Source organism: Micromonospora sp. NPDC049645 (assembly GCF_040675155.1).
GTDB lineage: Bacteria > Actinomycetota > Actinomycetes > Mycobacteriales > Micromonosporaceae > Micromonospora.
The window spans coordinates 1133971-1150360 of record NZ_JBFAOI010000001.1; the positions used below are offsets into that span (position 1 = coordinate 1133971).

15 protein-coding genes are annotated in these 16390 nt (G+C 71.7%); 10 read left to right on the plus strand and 5 right to left on the minus strand.

Translation table 11 applies throughout. The annotated features are described in order from the left end of the window. The first annotated feature begins 59 nt into the window (after positions 1–59). Positions 60–1154, plus strand: a complete 1095-nt coding sequence (locus AB0J33_RS05325) for a sugar phosphate nucleotidyltransferase (RefSeq protein WP_363610027.1) — start codon at positions 60–62, stop codon at positions 1152–1154. Here the strand turns inward: AB0J33_RS05325 and AB0J33_RS05330 are convergent. Beyond that, positions 1123–1740 (minus strand): NUDIX domain-containing protein, encoded by a 618-nt coding sequence (locus AB0J33_RS05330; RefSeq protein ID WP_363610028.1) that lies wholly within the window; start codon positions 1738–1740, stop codon positions 1123–1125. The two genes, AB0J33_RS05325 and AB0J33_RS05330, sit on opposite strands and share 32 nt — an antisense overlap. Positions 1741–1779: 39 nt before the next feature. Here AB0J33_RS05330 and AB0J33_RS05335 point away from each other — a divergent pair, with 39 nt between their 5' ends. Continuing rightward, a complete protein-coding gene (locus AB0J33_RS05335; RefSeq protein ID WP_363610030.1) occupies positions 1780–2826 on the plus strand; it encodes a hypothetical protein in 1047 nt (348 codons plus the stop codon). Positions 2827–3116: 290 nt separating this feature from the next. Continuing rightward, a complete protein-coding gene (locus AB0J33_RS05340; protein WP_363610032.1) occupies positions 3117–4115 on the plus strand; it encodes a winged helix-turn-helix domain-containing protein in 999 nt (332 codons plus the stop codon). Between the two features lie 87 nt (positions 4116–4202). Here AB0J33_RS05340 and AB0J33_RS05345 read toward each other — a convergent pair whose 3' ends face one another. Together AB0J33_RS05345 and cofD are read right to left on the minus strand one after the other, a co-directional pair. Next, complete coding sequence (locus tag AB0J33_RS05345; protein ID WP_363610034.1) at positions 4203–5288, minus strand: coenzyme F420-0:L-glutamate ligase; 1086 nt, start codon at positions 5286–5288, stop codon at positions 4203–4205. Then, positions 5285–6277 carry a 2-phospho-L-lactate transferase gene (gene cofD, locus AB0J33_RS05350; RefSeq protein ID WP_363610036.1) on the minus strand — a complete coding sequence of 331 codons (993 nt, stop codon included), beginning with the start codon at positions 6275–6277 and terminating at the stop codon, positions 5285–5287. The genes AB0J33_RS05345 and cofD overlap by 4 nt, the downstream gene beginning before the upstream one ends. 98 nt (positions 6278–6375) lie before the next feature. Between cofD and AB0J33_RS05355 the strand changes: the two genes are divergently transcribed. The 6 genes from AB0J33_RS05355 (at position 6376) to AB0J33_RS05380 (ending at position 13206) form a co-directional block, all read left to right on the plus strand. Then, complete coding sequence (locus tag AB0J33_RS05355; protein ID WP_363610038.1) at positions 6376–7407, plus strand: hypothetical protein; 1032 nt, start codon at positions 6376–6378, stop codon at positions 7405–7407. A 299-nt stretch (positions 7408–7706) separates the two neighbouring features. Then, entirely contained in the window at positions 7707–10250 is a 2544-nt protein-coding gene (locus AB0J33_RS05360) for a bifunctional FO biosynthesis protein CofGH (RefSeq protein WP_363610040.1), read from the plus strand. A gap of 161 nt (positions 10251–10411) precedes the next feature. Beyond that, positions 10412–10690: a hypothetical protein gene (locus tag AB0J33_RS05365; RefSeq protein ID WP_363610042.1), complete on the plus strand. Its 279-nt coding sequence runs from the start codon at positions 10412–10414 to the stop codon at positions 10688–10690. Positions 10691–10742: 52 nt separating this feature from the next. Beyond that, entirely contained in the window at positions 10743–12137 is a 1395-nt protein-coding gene (locus AB0J33_RS05370) for a DUF4331 domain-containing protein (protein WP_363610044.1), read from the plus strand. Between the two features lie 22 nt (positions 12138–12159). Then, the gene (locus AB0J33_RS05375) at positions 12160–12489 is read left to right on the plus strand and encodes a phospholipase (RefSeq protein WP_363610046.1); all 330 of its coding nucleotides are present in this window, start codon (positions 12160–12162) and stop codon (positions 12487–12489) included. A gap of 459 nt (positions 12490–12948) precedes the next feature. Beyond that, positions 12949–13206 carry a WhiB family transcriptional regulator gene (locus tag AB0J33_RS05380; protein WP_007455784.1) on the plus strand — a complete coding sequence of 86 codons (258 nt, stop codon included), beginning with the start codon at positions 12949–12951 and terminating at the stop codon, positions 13204–13206. A gap of 145 nt (positions 13207–13351) precedes the next feature. Here the strand turns inward: AB0J33_RS05380 and AB0J33_RS05385 are convergent, their stop codons facing one another. Further along, on the minus strand, positions 13352–13801 hold the full coding sequence (locus tag AB0J33_RS05385; RefSeq protein ID WP_074316962.1) for a metallopeptidase family protein: 450 nt from the start codon (positions 13799–13801) through the stop codon (positions 13352–13354). A gap of 153 nt (positions 13802–13954) precedes the next feature. Here AB0J33_RS05385 and AB0J33_RS05390 point away from each other — a divergent pair, with 153 nt between their 5' ends. Then, positions 13955–14320, plus strand: a complete 366-nt coding sequence (locus AB0J33_RS05390; protein WP_363610049.1) for a DUF3499 domain-containing protein — start codon at positions 13955–13957, stop codon at positions 14318–14320. A gap of 202 nt (positions 14321–14522) precedes the next feature. Here the strand turns inward: AB0J33_RS05390 and AB0J33_RS05395 are convergent, their stop codons facing one another. Next, positions 14523–15869 (minus strand): aspartate aminotransferase family protein, encoded by a 1347-nt coding sequence (locus AB0J33_RS05395; protein WP_363610051.1) that lies wholly within the window; start codon positions 15867–15869, stop codon positions 14523–14525. Positions 15870–16390 lie beyond the last annotated feature (521 nt).

Below are 16390 nucleotides of genomic sequence, written 5' to 3' on the forward strand. Positions count from 1 at the left end.
TTGTGTCGCTGGGGGTGACCCTTGCCACTTCGGGCAGGTTCGTCGGGCATGATGTGCGGATGCTCTATGCGGTCATTCCGGCAGGTGGCAGCGGCACAAGGTTGTGGCCGTTGTCCCGCGCTGGCCACCCCAAATTCCTCCATCCGCTCACCGGCACCAGTGCCTCGCTGCTCCAGGCGACGATGGAACGGCTCGCGCCGCTGACCACACCGGAGCGGACCCTTGTGGTCACCGGTGCCGCGCACGTCGCGGCGGTGGCTCGGCAGCTGACCGGTCTGCCGGAGGAGAACATCCTGGTCGAGCCTTCGCCGCGCGACTCCTGCGCGGCGATCGCGCTGGCCGCCGCCGTGATCGCGGTGCGTGACCCGGATGCGGTGATGGGCAGCTTCGCGGCCGACCACCTGATCCGTGACCCGGACAGCTGGGTCCGCACGGTCCAGCAGGCGGTCGGCGGCGCCGAGCAGGGCCTGCTGATGACCGTCGGGATCACGCCGACCTGGGCGGAGACCGGCTACGGCTACCTGGAGACCGGCGATCCGACCGAGGGCGTGCCGTGGCGGACGGTGGCCGAGTTCAAGGAGAAGCCGGCCGCCGAGGTGGCCGAGGCGTACGTCCGGTCCGGCCGGCACCTGTGGAACGCGAGCATGTTCGTGTGGCGGGTGGACGTCTTCCTCACCGAGCTGGCCCGCCAGCAGCCGGCGCTGCACGCCGGGGTCACCGCGATCGCCGCCGCCTGGGGCACCCCGGAGCAGGACGAGGTCCTGGGCGCGATCTGGCCCACCCTCCCGAAGATCTCGGTCGACTACGCGGTGATGGAGGGCGCGGCCACGGCGGGTCGCGTCGCGACGGTGCCGGGCGACTTCGGCTGGAACGACGTCGGCGACTTCCACACCCTGGGTGACGTGCTACCGGCGGCGGACGACGCCGGCAACGTGGTGCTCGGCACCGACGCCAAGCCGGGCGTGCTGCTGCGGGACAGCACCGGCCTCGTGGTGGTGCCGCAGTCGGGGCGGTTGGTGGCCGTCCTCGGTCTGCGCGACCTGATCGTGGTGGACACCCCGGACGCGGTGCTGGTCTGCCCGCGCGACCGGGCACAGGACGTCAAGGGCCTGGTCGACGAGCTCAAGGAGCGAGGCGAAGAGGGCTACGTCTGAGGGCTGCGAGGGCCGGTGCGACCAGTTGCCTGGTCCCACCGGCCAGCGGCTCGGGCAGCTGGTCCGGCGGGAACCAACCCAGCGCCTCGGCCTCGCCGCTGACCTGTTCCACCGCGCCGGGCGGGGCGAGCACGGCGAACCGGATGTCGTGGTGAGCGGAACCGCCCTGGCACTGCACCTGGTGCACGTCCAGGTCGATCGGCACCGGGTCGATGCGCAGGCCGGCGATGCCGGACTCCTCGGTGGCCTCCCGGAGCGCGGCGGCGACCAGGGTCTGGTCGCTCGGCTCGCAGTGCCCGCCGAGCTGCACCCACCGCCCGAACTTGCCGTGCAGACAGAGCAGCACCCGCGAGCCGGTGGCGTCGAGCACCAGCGTGCTCGCGGTGAGGTGCCCGGGGCGGTGTCGCCGGCTCATCGCGACCGGGCCGGCGGCGAGCAGCGCGAGCGTCCGGTCCCGCGCGCTGGCGGCCTCCGGGCTGGTCGGCTGCCAGCCTTCGAGCAGCGCGCTGGCGTCGGCGTGCAGCGCCGCGAACGTGTCGGGGTCGGTCGGGTGGTCGGTCGGGTCGGTGATCACGGTGTCGGGCACCCCGCCACTGTACGAGCGTGTGCTCCGTACCCTGGCCCGGTGACCCTGCGACTCGTCGAATTCGTGGTGGCCGGTAACGAGGCCAGCGATCTGCTTCCGGTGCGGTCGGCGGCGCTGCTGCGCGCGTTCGGTGCACGGCGGGGCTTCTGGACGGTGCTGGACGAGGGGCCGGTGGAGCGCTGTCTCGCGCTGCTGCTGGAGCGGGAGGACGGCGAGTGGACGGCCCGGCACGTGCGGGCGGACGCCGGGGTGGAGAACGGGCGTACCGAGGATGGTGAGGCGCTCGCCCACCACGACGGCTGGGTGTACGTCTTCGGCTCCCACTTCGGCTCGAAGGCCGGCCCGCTGCGACCCCGGCGTGCCTTCGTGGCCCGGTTCCGGGAGGACGAGGTGGCGGCCGGGCCGGTGCCGGTGCAGGTGGTGCGCAACTCGTTCCGGTTGCACCGGGCGGTGAACGACGCGCTCGCCGCGTCGCCGCTGACCCTCCTGCCGGCGGGGGAGCGGGTGCGGGCCCGGTTCATCGTGGAGACGTTGGCCCGGGGGACCGTCCGGCAGAAGAGTTGGGTGAGCCGGCTGGCCCCGGACGACCTGCCGTTGAACGTGGAGGCGGCGGCGTTCACGCCGGCCGGGACGGTGCTGCTCGGGCTACGGTTCCCGGTCACCGACGCCGGTGAGCCGATCCTGGTCGAGGTGGCCGACGTGCCGGCCATGTTCACCGCCGAGCCGACCTGGCCCCGCGCGTTGGGCGCGTACGTGTTGACCGGGGTCACCCCGCCGGGGCAACTGACCGGCTTCCGGGCGATCACTCCGACGGCGGATGGCGGGTACGCGGCGGTGGTGGGCTCGATCGACGCGTTGGGCAAGGGATCGGTCCTGCTCGACGACCACCCGGGCGGGGGCGACGTCACCTCCCGGCACGTCCGCTTCCGGTTGCCCGGCGGCGACTCGGGAGACGGGGGCCGGCTCGTCGGGGAGGCGGTGGCGGACCTGGCGCCGTTTCATCACGTCGAGGGGCTGGCCGAACTGGACGGTAGACCGTTCTACGTCACCGACGAGGACCACCGGGTCGCGCTCTGGGTCGGCTGACCGGGCCGAGGTAGTGGCGGGGGGCGGGATGACCGGACGGCACCTCTGCGGAGCAAGGGCCGCAGACCCTCGTGGTGCCGTCCGATCACCGGGGCCTCCCCGGTCCCGGTGCCCCCGGCAGCGCGGGTCTTGAGGACGCGCGGCGCCGTGTTCGGGCACTGGAAGCATGCCGAACCGGCCCCGGAGACGTCGAGGTTTTTCAGCCCAGGCTTAAAGATGGAGATTACTGCCGGCCAGGTAGAGTCGAACGGTCATCCGGCATCCCCCTGCCGGCGACACGGGAGCGCTCCATGCTGAAGATCCACTTTTCTGGGGAGGACATCCTCCGGACCCGGGTGGCGCCGGCGGCGGACCCGGTCTGGGAGTTGGTCCTCAGCTTGCACGTGCTGCGGGGTCGCACCCGCGATCCGCTCACCGCCAACTGGCGACGCAGCGTGGCCCGGGACCTTCGCCAGGACGCCGCCTCCGAGCAGCTCCGCCTGCTCTTCGCGTTGAGCCCGCCGCGCGGCTACTTCCCCGACTTCCTCACCCCGTACGCCAGCGTCGACGGCTTCGAGGCCGGGCTGGACGCGCTCCGCCGGACCCCCGCCGAGCTGCTGCACCGGGACCTGAGCGTGCTGGCCGCCGAGAATCAGCTGCCGTCCTCGGCCGCCGCGCTGGCCCGGGGTGAGGTGTCGGCGCTGCACCACCTGGCCGAGTCGATGGAGCAGTACCGGTCGCTGGCGATCAGCCCGTACTGGAGTCGGATCCAGGCCGCGGTGGCGGCGGACCGCGCGCGCCGGGCGCGGGCGCTGCTCGACGGCGGGGTCGAGGGCCTGCTCACCAGCCTCCGGCCGGCGATGCGTTGGGAGAGCGGGGTGCTGGAGGTCCGCAACTACCCGCACAGCCGGGAGTTGCACCTGGACGGCCGGGGGTTGCTGCTCGTGCCGTCGTTCTTCTGCGCGGCCACCCCGGTCGCACTCCTCGATCCGGCGTTGCCCCCGGTGCTGGTCTACCCGGTGGACCGGCTGGGCGGGCTGGTGCCGGCCGACGCCATCGGCGCGTCCCCGGCCGGTGCCGCCCGCGAATCACTCGCCGCGCTGCTCGGCCGCACCAGGGCCGCGGTGTTGCAGGCCAGCGACGAGGGCTGCACCACCGGTGAGGTGGCCCGCCAACTGAACATCTCACCGGCGGCGGCGAGCCAGCACGCCACCGTGCTGCGCAACGCCGGCCTGCTGGTCAGTCACCGCGAACGCAACAGCGTGCTGCACACGTTGACCCCGCTGGGCCGGGCCATGCTGGACGCGTGACCCGGCCGTCTCGCACAGGGCGAGCGCGGCGCTCGCCGGCTTCAGAGGGCGGTGCTTGCCGGTTTCAGAGGGCGGTGCTTGCCGGTTTCAGAGGGCGAGCGCCGCGCTCGCCGGGCTGCCCGGGGGCGGTGGCAACAGGGTCGACCCGACGCCCTCGGCAGCCAGAGCGACGCGCAGCCGGTGCAGGTCGGCGCCGAAGCGGACCAGACCCATCGGCTCGACGGGCGTCGGGGCCGAACCGAGCAGCACGGCCGCGCCCTCAGGCCACCCGGGCATCTCAGCGACCAGACCGGCGCGTACCTCCGCCTCGTCGACCAGGGTGAAGACCGTGCCGGGGGCGACCACCCCGGCGACCGCGTCGATCGCCCGTTGCACCGCGGTCAGGTCGGCCGGCGTCGGACCGGGACCATCGGCCAGGGTGGCGGCGTCGGCCAGCCCGGCGGCGCGGGCCTCGGCGGTGCCGAGCGAGAAGAGGTCCTGCGCGGCGTCGCGGATCAACGCCCGCGCGCCACCGGTGTCGTCGGGACTGCCGGCAGGCAGGTAGCCCCGCACCACCGCGACCGGGACCTGATCGCACTTGCCCTTGATCAGTTCGCCGGCGCCCGCCAGCTCGTCCACCACGGCCATCTGGGTCAACTGCAACTCGTTGCCGTACGGGTCGGTCTCCCCCCGGTGGTCGCGGATCGCCGGCATCCCGGCCACGCCGAGCGCCACGTCGGTGAGACCGTTACGCCAGGGCCGACCCATCGTGTCGCTGATGATCACGGCCACGTCCAGGTCGTAGCGCTCGCGCAGCGCGTCGCGCAGAGCCCGCGCCGAGGCGTCCGGATCGACCGGCAACAACACCAGCTGGGTCTTGTCCACGTTCGACGCGTCGATCCCCGCCGAGGCCATCACGAAACCGTGGTGGGTCTGCACGATCCGGGTCGCCCCCCGGCTGGCGACCACCCGGGCGGTCTCACCGACCAGGACCTCGTCCCGTGCGGTCAACCGCTCCGGCCCGTCGGCCGGGACGTCGACCAGCCGCCCCTCCGCCTTGGAAACGATCTTGCTGGTCACCACCAGCACGTCACCGTCACGCAGCCACGGCGCGGCGGTCGCGATCACCGCGGCCAGGTCGTCGCCCTCGGTCACATGGCCGATGCCGAGCACCGGCAGAATCTCAAGCCTCACGTCAACTCCACCGCAGCGCGGACCATGGCCGCCGTCGCCGCCTCGTCGGTCATCCGCAGCGGCACCGCGCGGACCGTCACCTCGGGCACCACCGTGTCAGCGTCCTCCTCGGCCACCAGCCAACCGTCGAGCAGGCCGCCGCCCGCCCGGCCGCCGTACAACCGGCCCACCCCCGCCGCGCTGCACTCGACACCGAGCACCTCCAGGCACCGGTCGGCCATGCCACGCACCGGCGCGCCGCCGATGATCGGTGACACGCCCACCACCGGTGCCGGTCCGTCGGCCACGGCCGCCCGCAGCCCCGGTACGGCCAGCACCGGCGCGACGCTCACCACCGGGTTGCTGGGCGCGATCAACACCAGGTCGGCCGAGGCGATCGCGTCCAACACCCCCGGCGCGGGCTTCGCCGTCTCCGCGCCCACGAAAACGAAACGGTGCGTGTTGATATTGGCGCGGTACCGCACCCACCACTCCTGGAAGTGGATCGCCCGCTGACCCTGCTCGTCCGCCACGGCACCCGCGCCGTCCGCGGCTGCCGGCTCACTCTGCCCACTCACGATGGCGTGGGTCTCCAGGCGGTCGTCCGTCGCCGGCAACAGACGTACGCCCGGCTGCCAGCGGGTGGCCAACGCCTCGGTGACCGCGCTCAACGGGTATCCGCCGTTGAGCATGGTGCTGCGGACCAGGTGGGTGGCGATGTCCTTGTCGCCGAGGCCGAACCAGGTCGGCTGTGCCCCGTACGCGGCCAGCTCCTGCTTGACCGTCCAACTCTCGCCGACCCGACCCCAACCCCGCTCCGGGTCGGCGCCACCGCCGAGCGTGTACATGACGCTGTCCAGGTCAGGGCAGATCTTCAACCCGTGCAACCACAGGTCGTCGCCGACGTTGACCACGGCGGTCACCTCCGCGCCGACGTCGCGGGCGTACGCCCGGACCCCGAGCAGGAACCGGGCGCCGCCGATGCCGCCGGCCAGAACCACGATGCGCATGTCGACCATCCTCGCGCACGTGACGCCTCCGATCCGTCGGTGGCCCCAGAGACTAGGCTCACGTGCGCCCTGTCCGTTCATGCCCCGAGGGGGAGCTCGTGACCAGCCCCGCCGAGCCCGCGTCCTCCGACGCGACGCAGGCCCGTCAGCTGACCAAGCCACTACGTGAGCTCGCCGCGCTCGCGCTGCTTGGCGCCAACGCCGTGTTCCTCTTCGTGGGCCTGCTCCGGTTCATCGCCCCGAACGACTACAGCTCCTTCACCGACCGCGCGGGCAGTGCCTTCTACGCGTTCGTCGGGGTGGAGGCGGTGGGTCTGCCCCTGCTGGCCGTGCTGCTGGCCACGCACATCTCACCGGTACTGCCGAAGGCGAAGCTGATCACTCAGGCGGCTCTCGTCGAGTACGCGGTGAGCGCGCTGTTCGGCACGCTGACCATGCTGATCTGGACGGTGGGTCGTCTCGCCGAGGCCGAGGTGCTCGACGCGCTGCTCGGTGTGCTCACCCGGTTCGCCTGGATGGTGATCTTCGCAATCGCCGCGTGGGTGGTCTACACCATCTGGCGCGCCCACTACTACGTGCCGCGACCCAAGCCTCAGCCGGGCGTCTACGGCCAGCCCCAGCCGGGCTGGCCGCAGCAGCCGGGCGGTTGGCAGCCCCCGGGTCAGCCCGGTGGCCAGCCGCAGGGCGGATGGTCCGCGCCCGGCCAGCCGGCCGGCTACCCGCAGGCCGGCCAGCCAAGCGGCTACCCGCAGGCCGGCCAGTACGGCCAGCCGTCGCCGCCGTTCCAGGCCCCGCAGTCGGCCCCGCCATTCCCGCAGTCCGGCCCGCCGCACCCGCAGTCGGCTCCGCCGTTCTCGCAGTTGGCCCCGCCGCATCCGCAGTCCGCGCCGCCGTTCCGGGCACCGCAGTCCGCGCCGGCAACGAACCCGACCAACCCGTCGGCGTCGTCGTCCCCGGCCGCGCCGCCGCCCGCCGCGCCCCCGTTCGGGCAGCCGCCGTCGGCCGACCCCACCCAGGCCATCCCGCGTCAGTCCGCCGACCCGACCGAGGTCATCTCCCACCCCACCGACGCGGACACCGACCGCACGCAACACATCAAGCCCAACGACCACCCCGACCAGCCCCGCTGAGTCCATCCACCCTCGGCAGCCCCGGGCTGTTGGCGGTGAAGCCGGGCCCGGCAGCGTAGATCTTGGACACTTTCCGTTCCGAGCTGACGGAAAGTGTCCAAGATTGCCGGCTGTGGGGCGAAGCGGCCTGCTCGCGGTCGCGCGTCGGAAGGTCGTCGCGCGGGACGGCCGTGCTTCGGGCGGGCCGCCGTTTGGCTGCCTCACCCGCCGGGTGGCGCTGCCGTGATCGTTCAGTGCCGTTTCCCACGGTACGGACCGGGACTGATGGCGTGGCGTCGCGCTGCGCATAGGGTGAGTGGATGGTTGATCGCACCCATCCCGTTCCGAGCGACGCGAGTGTGCGGCGGGCCCTGGGCCGGGCCGCGACCGGGCGGGCGTTGGATGTCGACGAGGCGACCGCGCTGCTGTCCGCCCGGGGCGACGCGCTCGACGAGCTGCTCGGAGTGGCCGGTGGGATCCGTGACGCCGGGCTGCGGGAGGCCGGGCGGCCGGGTGTGGTCACGTACTCGAAGAAGGTCTTCATCCCGCTGACCCGGCTCTGCCGGGACCGCTGCCACTACTGCACCTTCGCGACCGTGCCGCACCGGTTGCCGGCGCCGTTCCTGGACCGTGACGAGGTCCTCGCGATCGCGCGGGCGGGTGCCGCGCAGGGTTGCAAGGAGGCGCTGTTCACCCTGGGCGACCGGCCGGAGGAGCGCTGGCCGGCGGCCCGGACCTGGTTGGACGAACGCGGTTACGACTCGACTCTGGACTACCTGCGGGCCTGCGCGGTCGCCGTGCTGGAGGAGACCGGCCTGCTTCCGCACCTCAACCCGGGGGTGCTGTCCTGGTCGGAGTTGCAACGGCTCAAGCCGGTGGCGCCGAGCATGGGCATGATGCTGGAGACCACCGCGACCCGACTGTGGTCCGAGCCGGGCGGCCCGCACTTCGGGTCACCGGACAAGGAGCCGGCGGTCCGGTTGCGGGTCCTCGACGACGCCGGGCGGGTCGGGGTGCCGTTCACCACCGGCATCCTCATCGGCATCGGGGAGACCCCGGCGGAGCGGGTGGACGCGCTCTTCGCGATCCGCCGCGCCCACCGGGAGTACGGCCACCTCCAGGAGGTGATCGTGCAGAACTTCCGCGCCAAGCCGGACACGGCCATGCGCGGCATGCCCGACGCGGAGCTGCACGACCTGGCCGCGACGGTGGCGGTGGCCCGGCTGCTGCTCGGCCCGAAGGCCCGGATCCAGGCTCCGCCGAACCTCATCGCCGGCGAGTACGACCTGCTGCTGCGCGCCGGCATCGACGACTGGGGCGGCGTTTCGCCGCTCACCCCGGACCACGTCAACCCCGAGCGCCCCTGGCCGCAGATCGAGGAGTTGGCCCGGCACACCGAGCTGGCCGGGTTCACGCTGCGCGAGCGGTTGACGATCTACCCGGAGTACGTGCGGGCGGGCGACCCGTGGCTCGACCCGCGGTTGCTGCCGCACGTGAACGCGTTGGCCGACCCGGGTTCCGGCATGGCGGTCGAGTCGGCGGTGCCGCAGGGGCGTCCCTGGCAGGAGCCGGAGGAGGTGTTCGGCGGGCGGGTCGACCTGCACGCCACCATCGACACCACCGGCCGCACCGACGACCGGCGCGGCGACTTCGACAGTGTCTACGGCGACTGGTCGGAGGTGGCTGGCAAGGTCACCCCCGAGGCGGCGGCGCGCCGGGCGGGTGTACCCCTGGCGCCGGCCGGGAGCGGCGCGGACCGTGACCTGGCGGCCGGGCTCAAGCTGGCCGCCGACGACCCGGCGGCGTTGCTCGACCCCCGGCACACCGATGCCGCGCTGGCGCTGTTCGGTGCGGACGGGCCGGCGCTCGACGAGTTGTGCCGCCTCGCCGACGACGTGCGCCGCGACGCGGTCGGCGAGGACGTGACCTACGTGGTCAACCGCAACATCAACTTCAGCAACGTCTGCTACGTGGGTTGTCGCTTCTGTGCCTTTGCCCAGCGTGAGCGGGACGCCGACGCGTACCGGCTCTCCGTCGAGCAGGTCGCCGACCGGGCTGAGCAGGCGTGGGCGGTCGGTGCCAGCGAGGTGTGCCTACAGGGTGGCATCGACCCGAAGATGCCGGTCACCGGGTACGCCGACATCGTGCGGGCCATCAAGGCCCGGGTGCCCGAGATGCACGTGCACGCGTTCTCCCCGATGGAGATCGTCACCGCCGCGGCGAAGGCCGGCGTGCCGGTCCGGGAGTGGCTGATCCAGCTGCGCGAGGCCGGGCTGGACACCATTCCGGGCACCGCCGCGGAGATCCTCGACGACGACGTGCGCTGGGTGCTGACCAAGGGCAAACTCCCGGCCGCCGCGTGGGTCGAGGTGGTCAGCACCGCGCATGACCTGGGCATCCGGTCCAGCTCCACGATGATGTACGGCCACGTCGACCACCCCGGGCAGTGGCTGGCGCACTTCCGGGTGCTGGCCGGGGTGCAGGACCGTACCGGTGGGTTCACCGAGTTCGTGGCGTTGCCGTTCGTGCACACCAACGCTCCGATCTACCTGGCGGGCATCGCCCGACCCGGGCCGACGTGGCGGGAGAACCGGGTGGTGCACGCCATGTCCCGGCTGCTGCTGCACGGCCGGATCGACAACATCCAGTGCTCCTGGGTGAAGCTGGGCGACGAGGGCACTGTCGCGATGCTCCAGGGCGGCTGCAACGACCTCGGCGGCACGCTGATGGAGGAGACCATCTCCCGGATGGCCGGCTCCGACAACGGGTCGGCGCGTACCGAGGAGCAGTTGCGGGCCATCGCGAAGGCTGCCGGTCGGCCGGCGCGCAAGCGAACGACCGCGTACGGTCACGCCCGACCCTGACGTCGAACCTTTTCCCGCCGCCGGCCGTACCACGCGATGCCGGTGGCGGTCGCGGCGAGGACCGCCGCCGGTGTCCCCTCCGGGGCCCGGCGGCGTCGCGAGACGGCACCGGACCGGTCCGTTCCCGCGGGCGCGTTCGCGCCGCCGCCGAAAGGTTGCCCATGACCAGTGATCAGCGGAAGCGGCAGTGGCCGCGACTGACCCGCCGGCAGACGTTGACCGCCGCGGCCAGCGCCACCCTCGGCGCCGCCGCGCTCACCGTGCCGGGCCTGTCGGCCGCGCAGAACGCCCCCGGCGCGGCCGGACGAGCCGACGAACCGATCGTCGTGCACCTGCGGGACGCCGCTTCCGGAACGATGGACGTCTTCGTCGGTGACGCCCGGATCGAGGTACGCGACCGTGGCCTGGCGGACCGGCTGCGGCGCGCCGCCCGGCGCTGACCCGACACTCCGCCCCGCCGTCCTGTTCCCCGCCCAGTGAGGTTGGTCCGCCATGTCTTCCCACCGCGAGGCCCCGGAGATAGCCAAGGATCCGGTCGCCGACAGCTCCGACCTGTACGCGTTCGTCAGCCCCGACAAACGCGACACGGTCACGTTGATCGCCAACTACGTGCCGTTGCAGCTCCCCTCCGGGGGCCCGAACTTCTTCGAGTTCGGTGACGACGTGCGGTACGAGATCCATATCGACAACGACGGCGACGGCCGTCCGGATGTCACCTACCGGTTCGAATTCACCACCGAGATCACCAACCCGAACAGTTTTCTCTACAACACCGGTCCGATCGAATCGCTTGACAGCGAGAACTGGAACCGGCGGCAGTTCTACAGCCTGACCCGGGTGGCCGATGGCCGTGAGCACCGGCTGGCGCACAAGCTGCCCTGCCCGCCGTGCAACGTCGGCCCGCTGTCCACCCCGAGGTACGCCGAGCTGGTGCGGCAGGCCACCTACTCGCTCTCCACCGGGGAGCGGGTCTTCGCCGGGCAGCGCGCGGACGGGTTCTTCGTCGACCTCGGTGCGACCTTCGACCTCGGCACGCTGCGGCCGTTCCAGCAGCTGCACGTCGCGGGGAAGAAGGTCTTCAAGGCCGAGGGGGAGCCGGTCAACGCCACCGACCGGATGAACGTGCACAGCATCGCGGTGCAGGTGCCGCTGGAGCGGGTGCGTCGGCGCGCCAGCCGGTACGGCGCCGGCGACCGGGCCTCGGTGATCGGAGTGTGGACCTCGGCGTCGCGCCGGCAGGTGCGGGTCCTCGGCGACCGGGGTGCGGCGGACACCGCCACCGGCCCGTTCACCCAGGTCTCCCGGTTGGGCAATCCGCTGTTCAACGAGGTCATCGTGCCGATGTCCAAGAAGGACCTGTGGAACTCACTGCCGCCGTCGGAGGACAAGCGGTTCGCGCAGTTCGTCGAGCAGCCGGAACTGGCCGCGCTGCTGCCAGCTCTCTATCCGGACGTCTTCCCCAATCTGGACAAGCTCACCAAGGCGAAGAAGGCCCGCGCCGACCTGGTGGCGATCCTGCTCACCGGTGTGCCGGCGGGTTTGATCGACGGCTTCACCAACGCCACCGGGGATGTGCAGGCAGACATGCTGCGGCTGAACACCGCGATTCCGCCGACGCGGAACCCGGACCGGTTCGGGGTGCTCGGTGGCGACCTGGCCGGGTTCCCGAACGGGCGACGGGTCGGCGACGACGTGGTCAGCATCGCGTTGCGGGCGATCGCCGGGGTGACCGTCCCGCTGGTGGACAAGACGTTCCGACCGGACGCGGCGGCCGCCGCAGTCACCCCGGGGTTGAGCGCCGCCGACGTGACCGCGCCGTTCCTCGGGAACTTCCCCTACCTGGGTACGCCGTACGACGGGTTCAACAACCCGTCGGCGGCGTCCTGATCGCACGGGGGAGGGGGGGCGGATGCACGAGCACGCGTACGGGCCGTCGGAGACCGGGAGCGTCGTCCTCGATCTGGGCGGCGACACCGGCGCCCTGATCGTCCACACGGGTCGGGAGCTGCACGGCCGGGAGATCGAGATCAGCCGGGACGACGACCGGCGGGTCCACTCGGCGGTGCGTGAGCGACGGGTGCGGGACGGCTCGTTCCACAGTGCGGTCTACCCGGACCTGCCGAGCGGGATCTATACCGTCTGGTGGGACGAACGTACGCCTGTCGGCACGATTTCTGTCCATGGTGGAGCGATAGCCGAGTTCGTCTGGCCCAGCAGCGGTTTTGGGGTCGCCGGCTGACCTCGATCCACTGGTTTCACCGCCGCGCCCCGTCCACATCGTGGACGGGGCGTGAGCGCTGTCCACGACTCGACGGGCGGTCTGCGCCGCACCGCGTTAACCTGTCCCCCACCAAGATCAGCTTAGGGGTGACGATGTCTGGCGACTTCCCGGCGGCGACTTGTCCGAGGGAGCGCCACGGCAGAAAAGTCGGGCAACTCGCCGGAGAGGGCGTTACTCGGCCGGGGTCTGAATCGATAGGGCAGGTTGCGAGGCTGGACGGCCCGAGTGGCCGGCCGGGGGTGTCGGGAGGGCGACTCCATTATCAAGTTTGGCTTGACGGCGCACGCATTACACGCGTGTAATTTGAATGGGGTTGTTCGCACGAACCGCAACAAAACGGGACCGGACGGACAAGCACGCCTTTCGCGTGGGGGGTTGCAGCGGCGATGACGCCGGTGCGCGACAAGGAGGCATTTGATGGACGGCCAGCTTGAGGTGGCCGACCTGCTCGGAAACGCGCCGGAGTGGCAGGAGCGGGCGTTGTGCTCGCAGACCGACCCCGAGGCGTTCTTTCCCGAGAAGGGCGGCTCGACCCGAGAGGCGAAGCGGATCTGCTCGCGCTGCGAGGTCAAGACCGAGTGCCTCGAATACGCACTGGGTCACGACGAGCGGTTCGGCATCTGGGGTGGGCTCTCCGAGCGGGAGCGGCGCAAGTTGAAGCGGCGGGCCGCCTGAGCGGTGCGCGGCCCAGGCGGCGGGGGCCGCCTGTCCGGTGTGAGGTTGGGGCGGTGGGGGCCGCCCGACTCTCCCGCTCGGGAAATGGTGAGGGCTCTTCCGCGCCCGGGGTCGGCTCGGGCTCTTCCGCGTCGGCCTGGCTGGCTCAGGCAAGCTCGTCGGGGTCGACCCCGAGGAGGTTCGCCACCTGTTCGATGATCACGTCATGCACGAGATCGGCGAGGTCCTCACGGTCCATCGCCCGGAACTCCAGGGGCCGTCGGTACAGCACGATCCGCGGCGGCACCTCCTGCCGGCCCGGGCGGCCGGGCAACAGCCGGGCCAGCGGGACCTCGCCGTCCTCCAACACGTCGGAGTCGTAGACGTTCAGGTCCGGCGGGACGTCCTCGACCGCGAACTCGACGCCGGCCAACTCCTTGGCGAACCGACGCTCAAGCGTCTCGACGGTGTCCAGGACCAGGTCGTCGAAGACCTCGGCCTTGGTCCGCGCCAGCGGTACGGTGGCCGGCACCAGCCGTCCGCGCAGGCCGCGCCCGTGCCGGTCACGATGCGCACGCCGGCCGGAGCCGGGGCGGCGGTGTTCCGGGCTCGTCATGAGCCAAAGGGTAGCGCCCGCGTCGCGCTGGTCAGCGGCAGCGCCGCTCGCGTGGCGCGGCGCGCCCAAGACGCTCGACTGTGATCACCACGACGGGCGTGTCGCAACGCGAAGCGTCGCGCTGGACCCGGTAATGGAGATACCCTGCCGCACGTGAGGTCACCACGGCGCTGCTCCCGTAACGGCTGCCCCCGGCAAGCGGTCGCCACATTGACCTATGTCTACAACGAGTCGACAGCGGTGGTGGGGCCGCTGGCGGCGTTCGCCGAGCCGCACACGTACGACCTGTGCGAGCCGCACGCCCGCAGCCTGACCGCCCCTCGGGGCTGGGACGTCGTCCGGCACGAGGGTGAGTTCGAGCCGCCGCCGCCCACCACGGACGACCTGGTGGCGCTGGCCGAAGCGGTCCGCGAAGCCGCCCGCCCCGCGCCCCGCCCCCCGGAGCCGGACCAGGGGCACGAAAACCCCCACCAGACCGGCCGCCGAGGCCACCTCCGCGTAATCCCCCCCAATCACTAACCACCCATCGGCATGTGCCCGCCTGTGGGCGTGTGCCCGCCTGTGGGCGTGTGCCCGCCTGTCGGGCGTTGCCCGCCCGTCGGGGTTGATCAAGAGGTTTCGGTCATAATCCGGCGCGGTCTTGACGTAAACCTCTTGATCAACGCCGTCCAGGTGGGGGTCGGTGGGTGGGGTGGGGGTTTGGGTTGGGGTTGGGTCGGGGTTAGAGGTTGGTCCAGGCTTCGGTTAGGACTGTGCGGAGGATCTGCTCGATCTCGTCGAAGTGTTGCTGTTCGGCGATCAGGGGCGGGGCCAGCTGGATGACCGGGTCGCCCCGGTCGTCGGCTCGGCAGTAGAGGCCCGCATGGAACAGCGCGGTGGAGAGGAAGCCACGCAGCAGGCGCTCCGACTCGGCCTCGTTGAAGGTCTCCCGGGTCGCCTTGTCCTTGACCAGTTCGATGCCGTAGAAGTAGCCGTCGCCGCGGACGTCGCCGACGATCGGCAGGTCGTGCAGCTTCTCGAGGGTGGCCCGGAAGGCGTCCTCGTTGGCGCGTACGTGCCCGACCAGGTCCTCGCGGGCGAAGACCTCCAGGTTGGCCAGGGCCACCGCGCAGGAGACCGGGTGCCCGCCGAAGGTCACCCCGTGGGCGAACATGCCGGTCTCGGTGAGGAACGGCTCCATCAGCTGGTCGCTGGCGATCATCGCGCCGAGCGGGGCGTAGCCCGAGGTGATGCCCTTGGCGGTGGTGATGATGTCCGGCTGGTAGCCGTAGCGCACCGCGCCGAAGTACTCGCCGAGCCGGCCCCAGGAGCAGATCACCTCGTCCGAGACGAGCAGCACGTCGTACGCGTCGCAGATCTCCCGTACCCGTTGAAAGTAGCCGGGCGGCGGTGGGAAGCACCCGCCGGAGTTCTGTACCGGTTCGAGGAATACCGCGGCGACGGTGTCCGGCCCCTCCCGCTCGATGGCCCGACCGATCTCGTCGGCGGCCCAGCGGCCGAACGCCTCGGGGTCGTCGCCGTGCTCGGGGGCCCGGTAGAAGTTCGTGTTCGGCACCTTGATCGCACCCGGCACCAGTGGCTCGAAGTCGCTCTTGATGCCCGGCAGGCCGGTGATCGACAGTGCGCCCATCGAGGTGCCGTGGTAGGCGATGTACCGGCTGATCACCTTGTACTTGTTGGGTCGGCCGGTGCGCTTGAAGTAGGCGCGGGCCAGCTTCCACGCCGCCTCGACCGCCTCGGAACCGCCGGTGGTGAAGAAGATCCGGTTGAGGTCGCCGGGGGTGAGCGCGGCGATCCGCTCGGCCAGCTCGACGGCCTTCGGGTGGGCGTACGACCAGAGCGGGAAGTAGGCCAACTCGCCGGCCTGCTTGGCGGCGGCCTCGGCCAGTTCGGCGCGGCCGTGGCCGGCGTTGACCACGAACAGCCCGGCGAGCCCGTCCAGGTAGCGGCGACCCTGCGCGTCCCACACGTACGCGCCCTCGCCGCGCACGATGGTCGGCACCTCACCGGCGGAGTAGCTCGCCATCCGGGTGAAGTGCATCCAGAGGTGGTCGGTGGCGTTGGCCATGTCAGCCCCATCGGTCGTCGGGCCGGTCGAAAGGGGTGAGACCGGCCGCTCTGCCAACGGTTATCGCACAGTCTGAGCCCTCGAAGCAAGTGTTATCGGAGGTCTTACGGTGCGTTGGCGACGGATTTAGCGCACAGGTGTCATGGATGCAACGGAATCCGCACCATCGGTGGGGAGTTGCGCGGCGGCCGGCAGGAGTCGGAGGTGTGCTGGCGGGTCGATCGACTCGGGTTTCTTGAAATCGCGGTGTCCGGGCGTGGTTGATACCGCGCTATTGGTGAAGTCGAGTGGATCAAGCGGTACGGGCCGGAGTCGGCGACGCTCTGCTGCCCCGGGGGGTGACGCGCGGGGCCGGGCAGGTGCGGGCCGGGGTCGGGGTGGCGCGGGCCTCGGGACGCTGATGGGGGCACCTTGCGGGCAGTCGGGGGGCGTTCTGGATGCGCGCCAACACGTCCCACCGCAACACGCCGGTAGGCCGCAGACACGAACACGCAGCGTGGCTATCGTCCGCCGCAACGTGC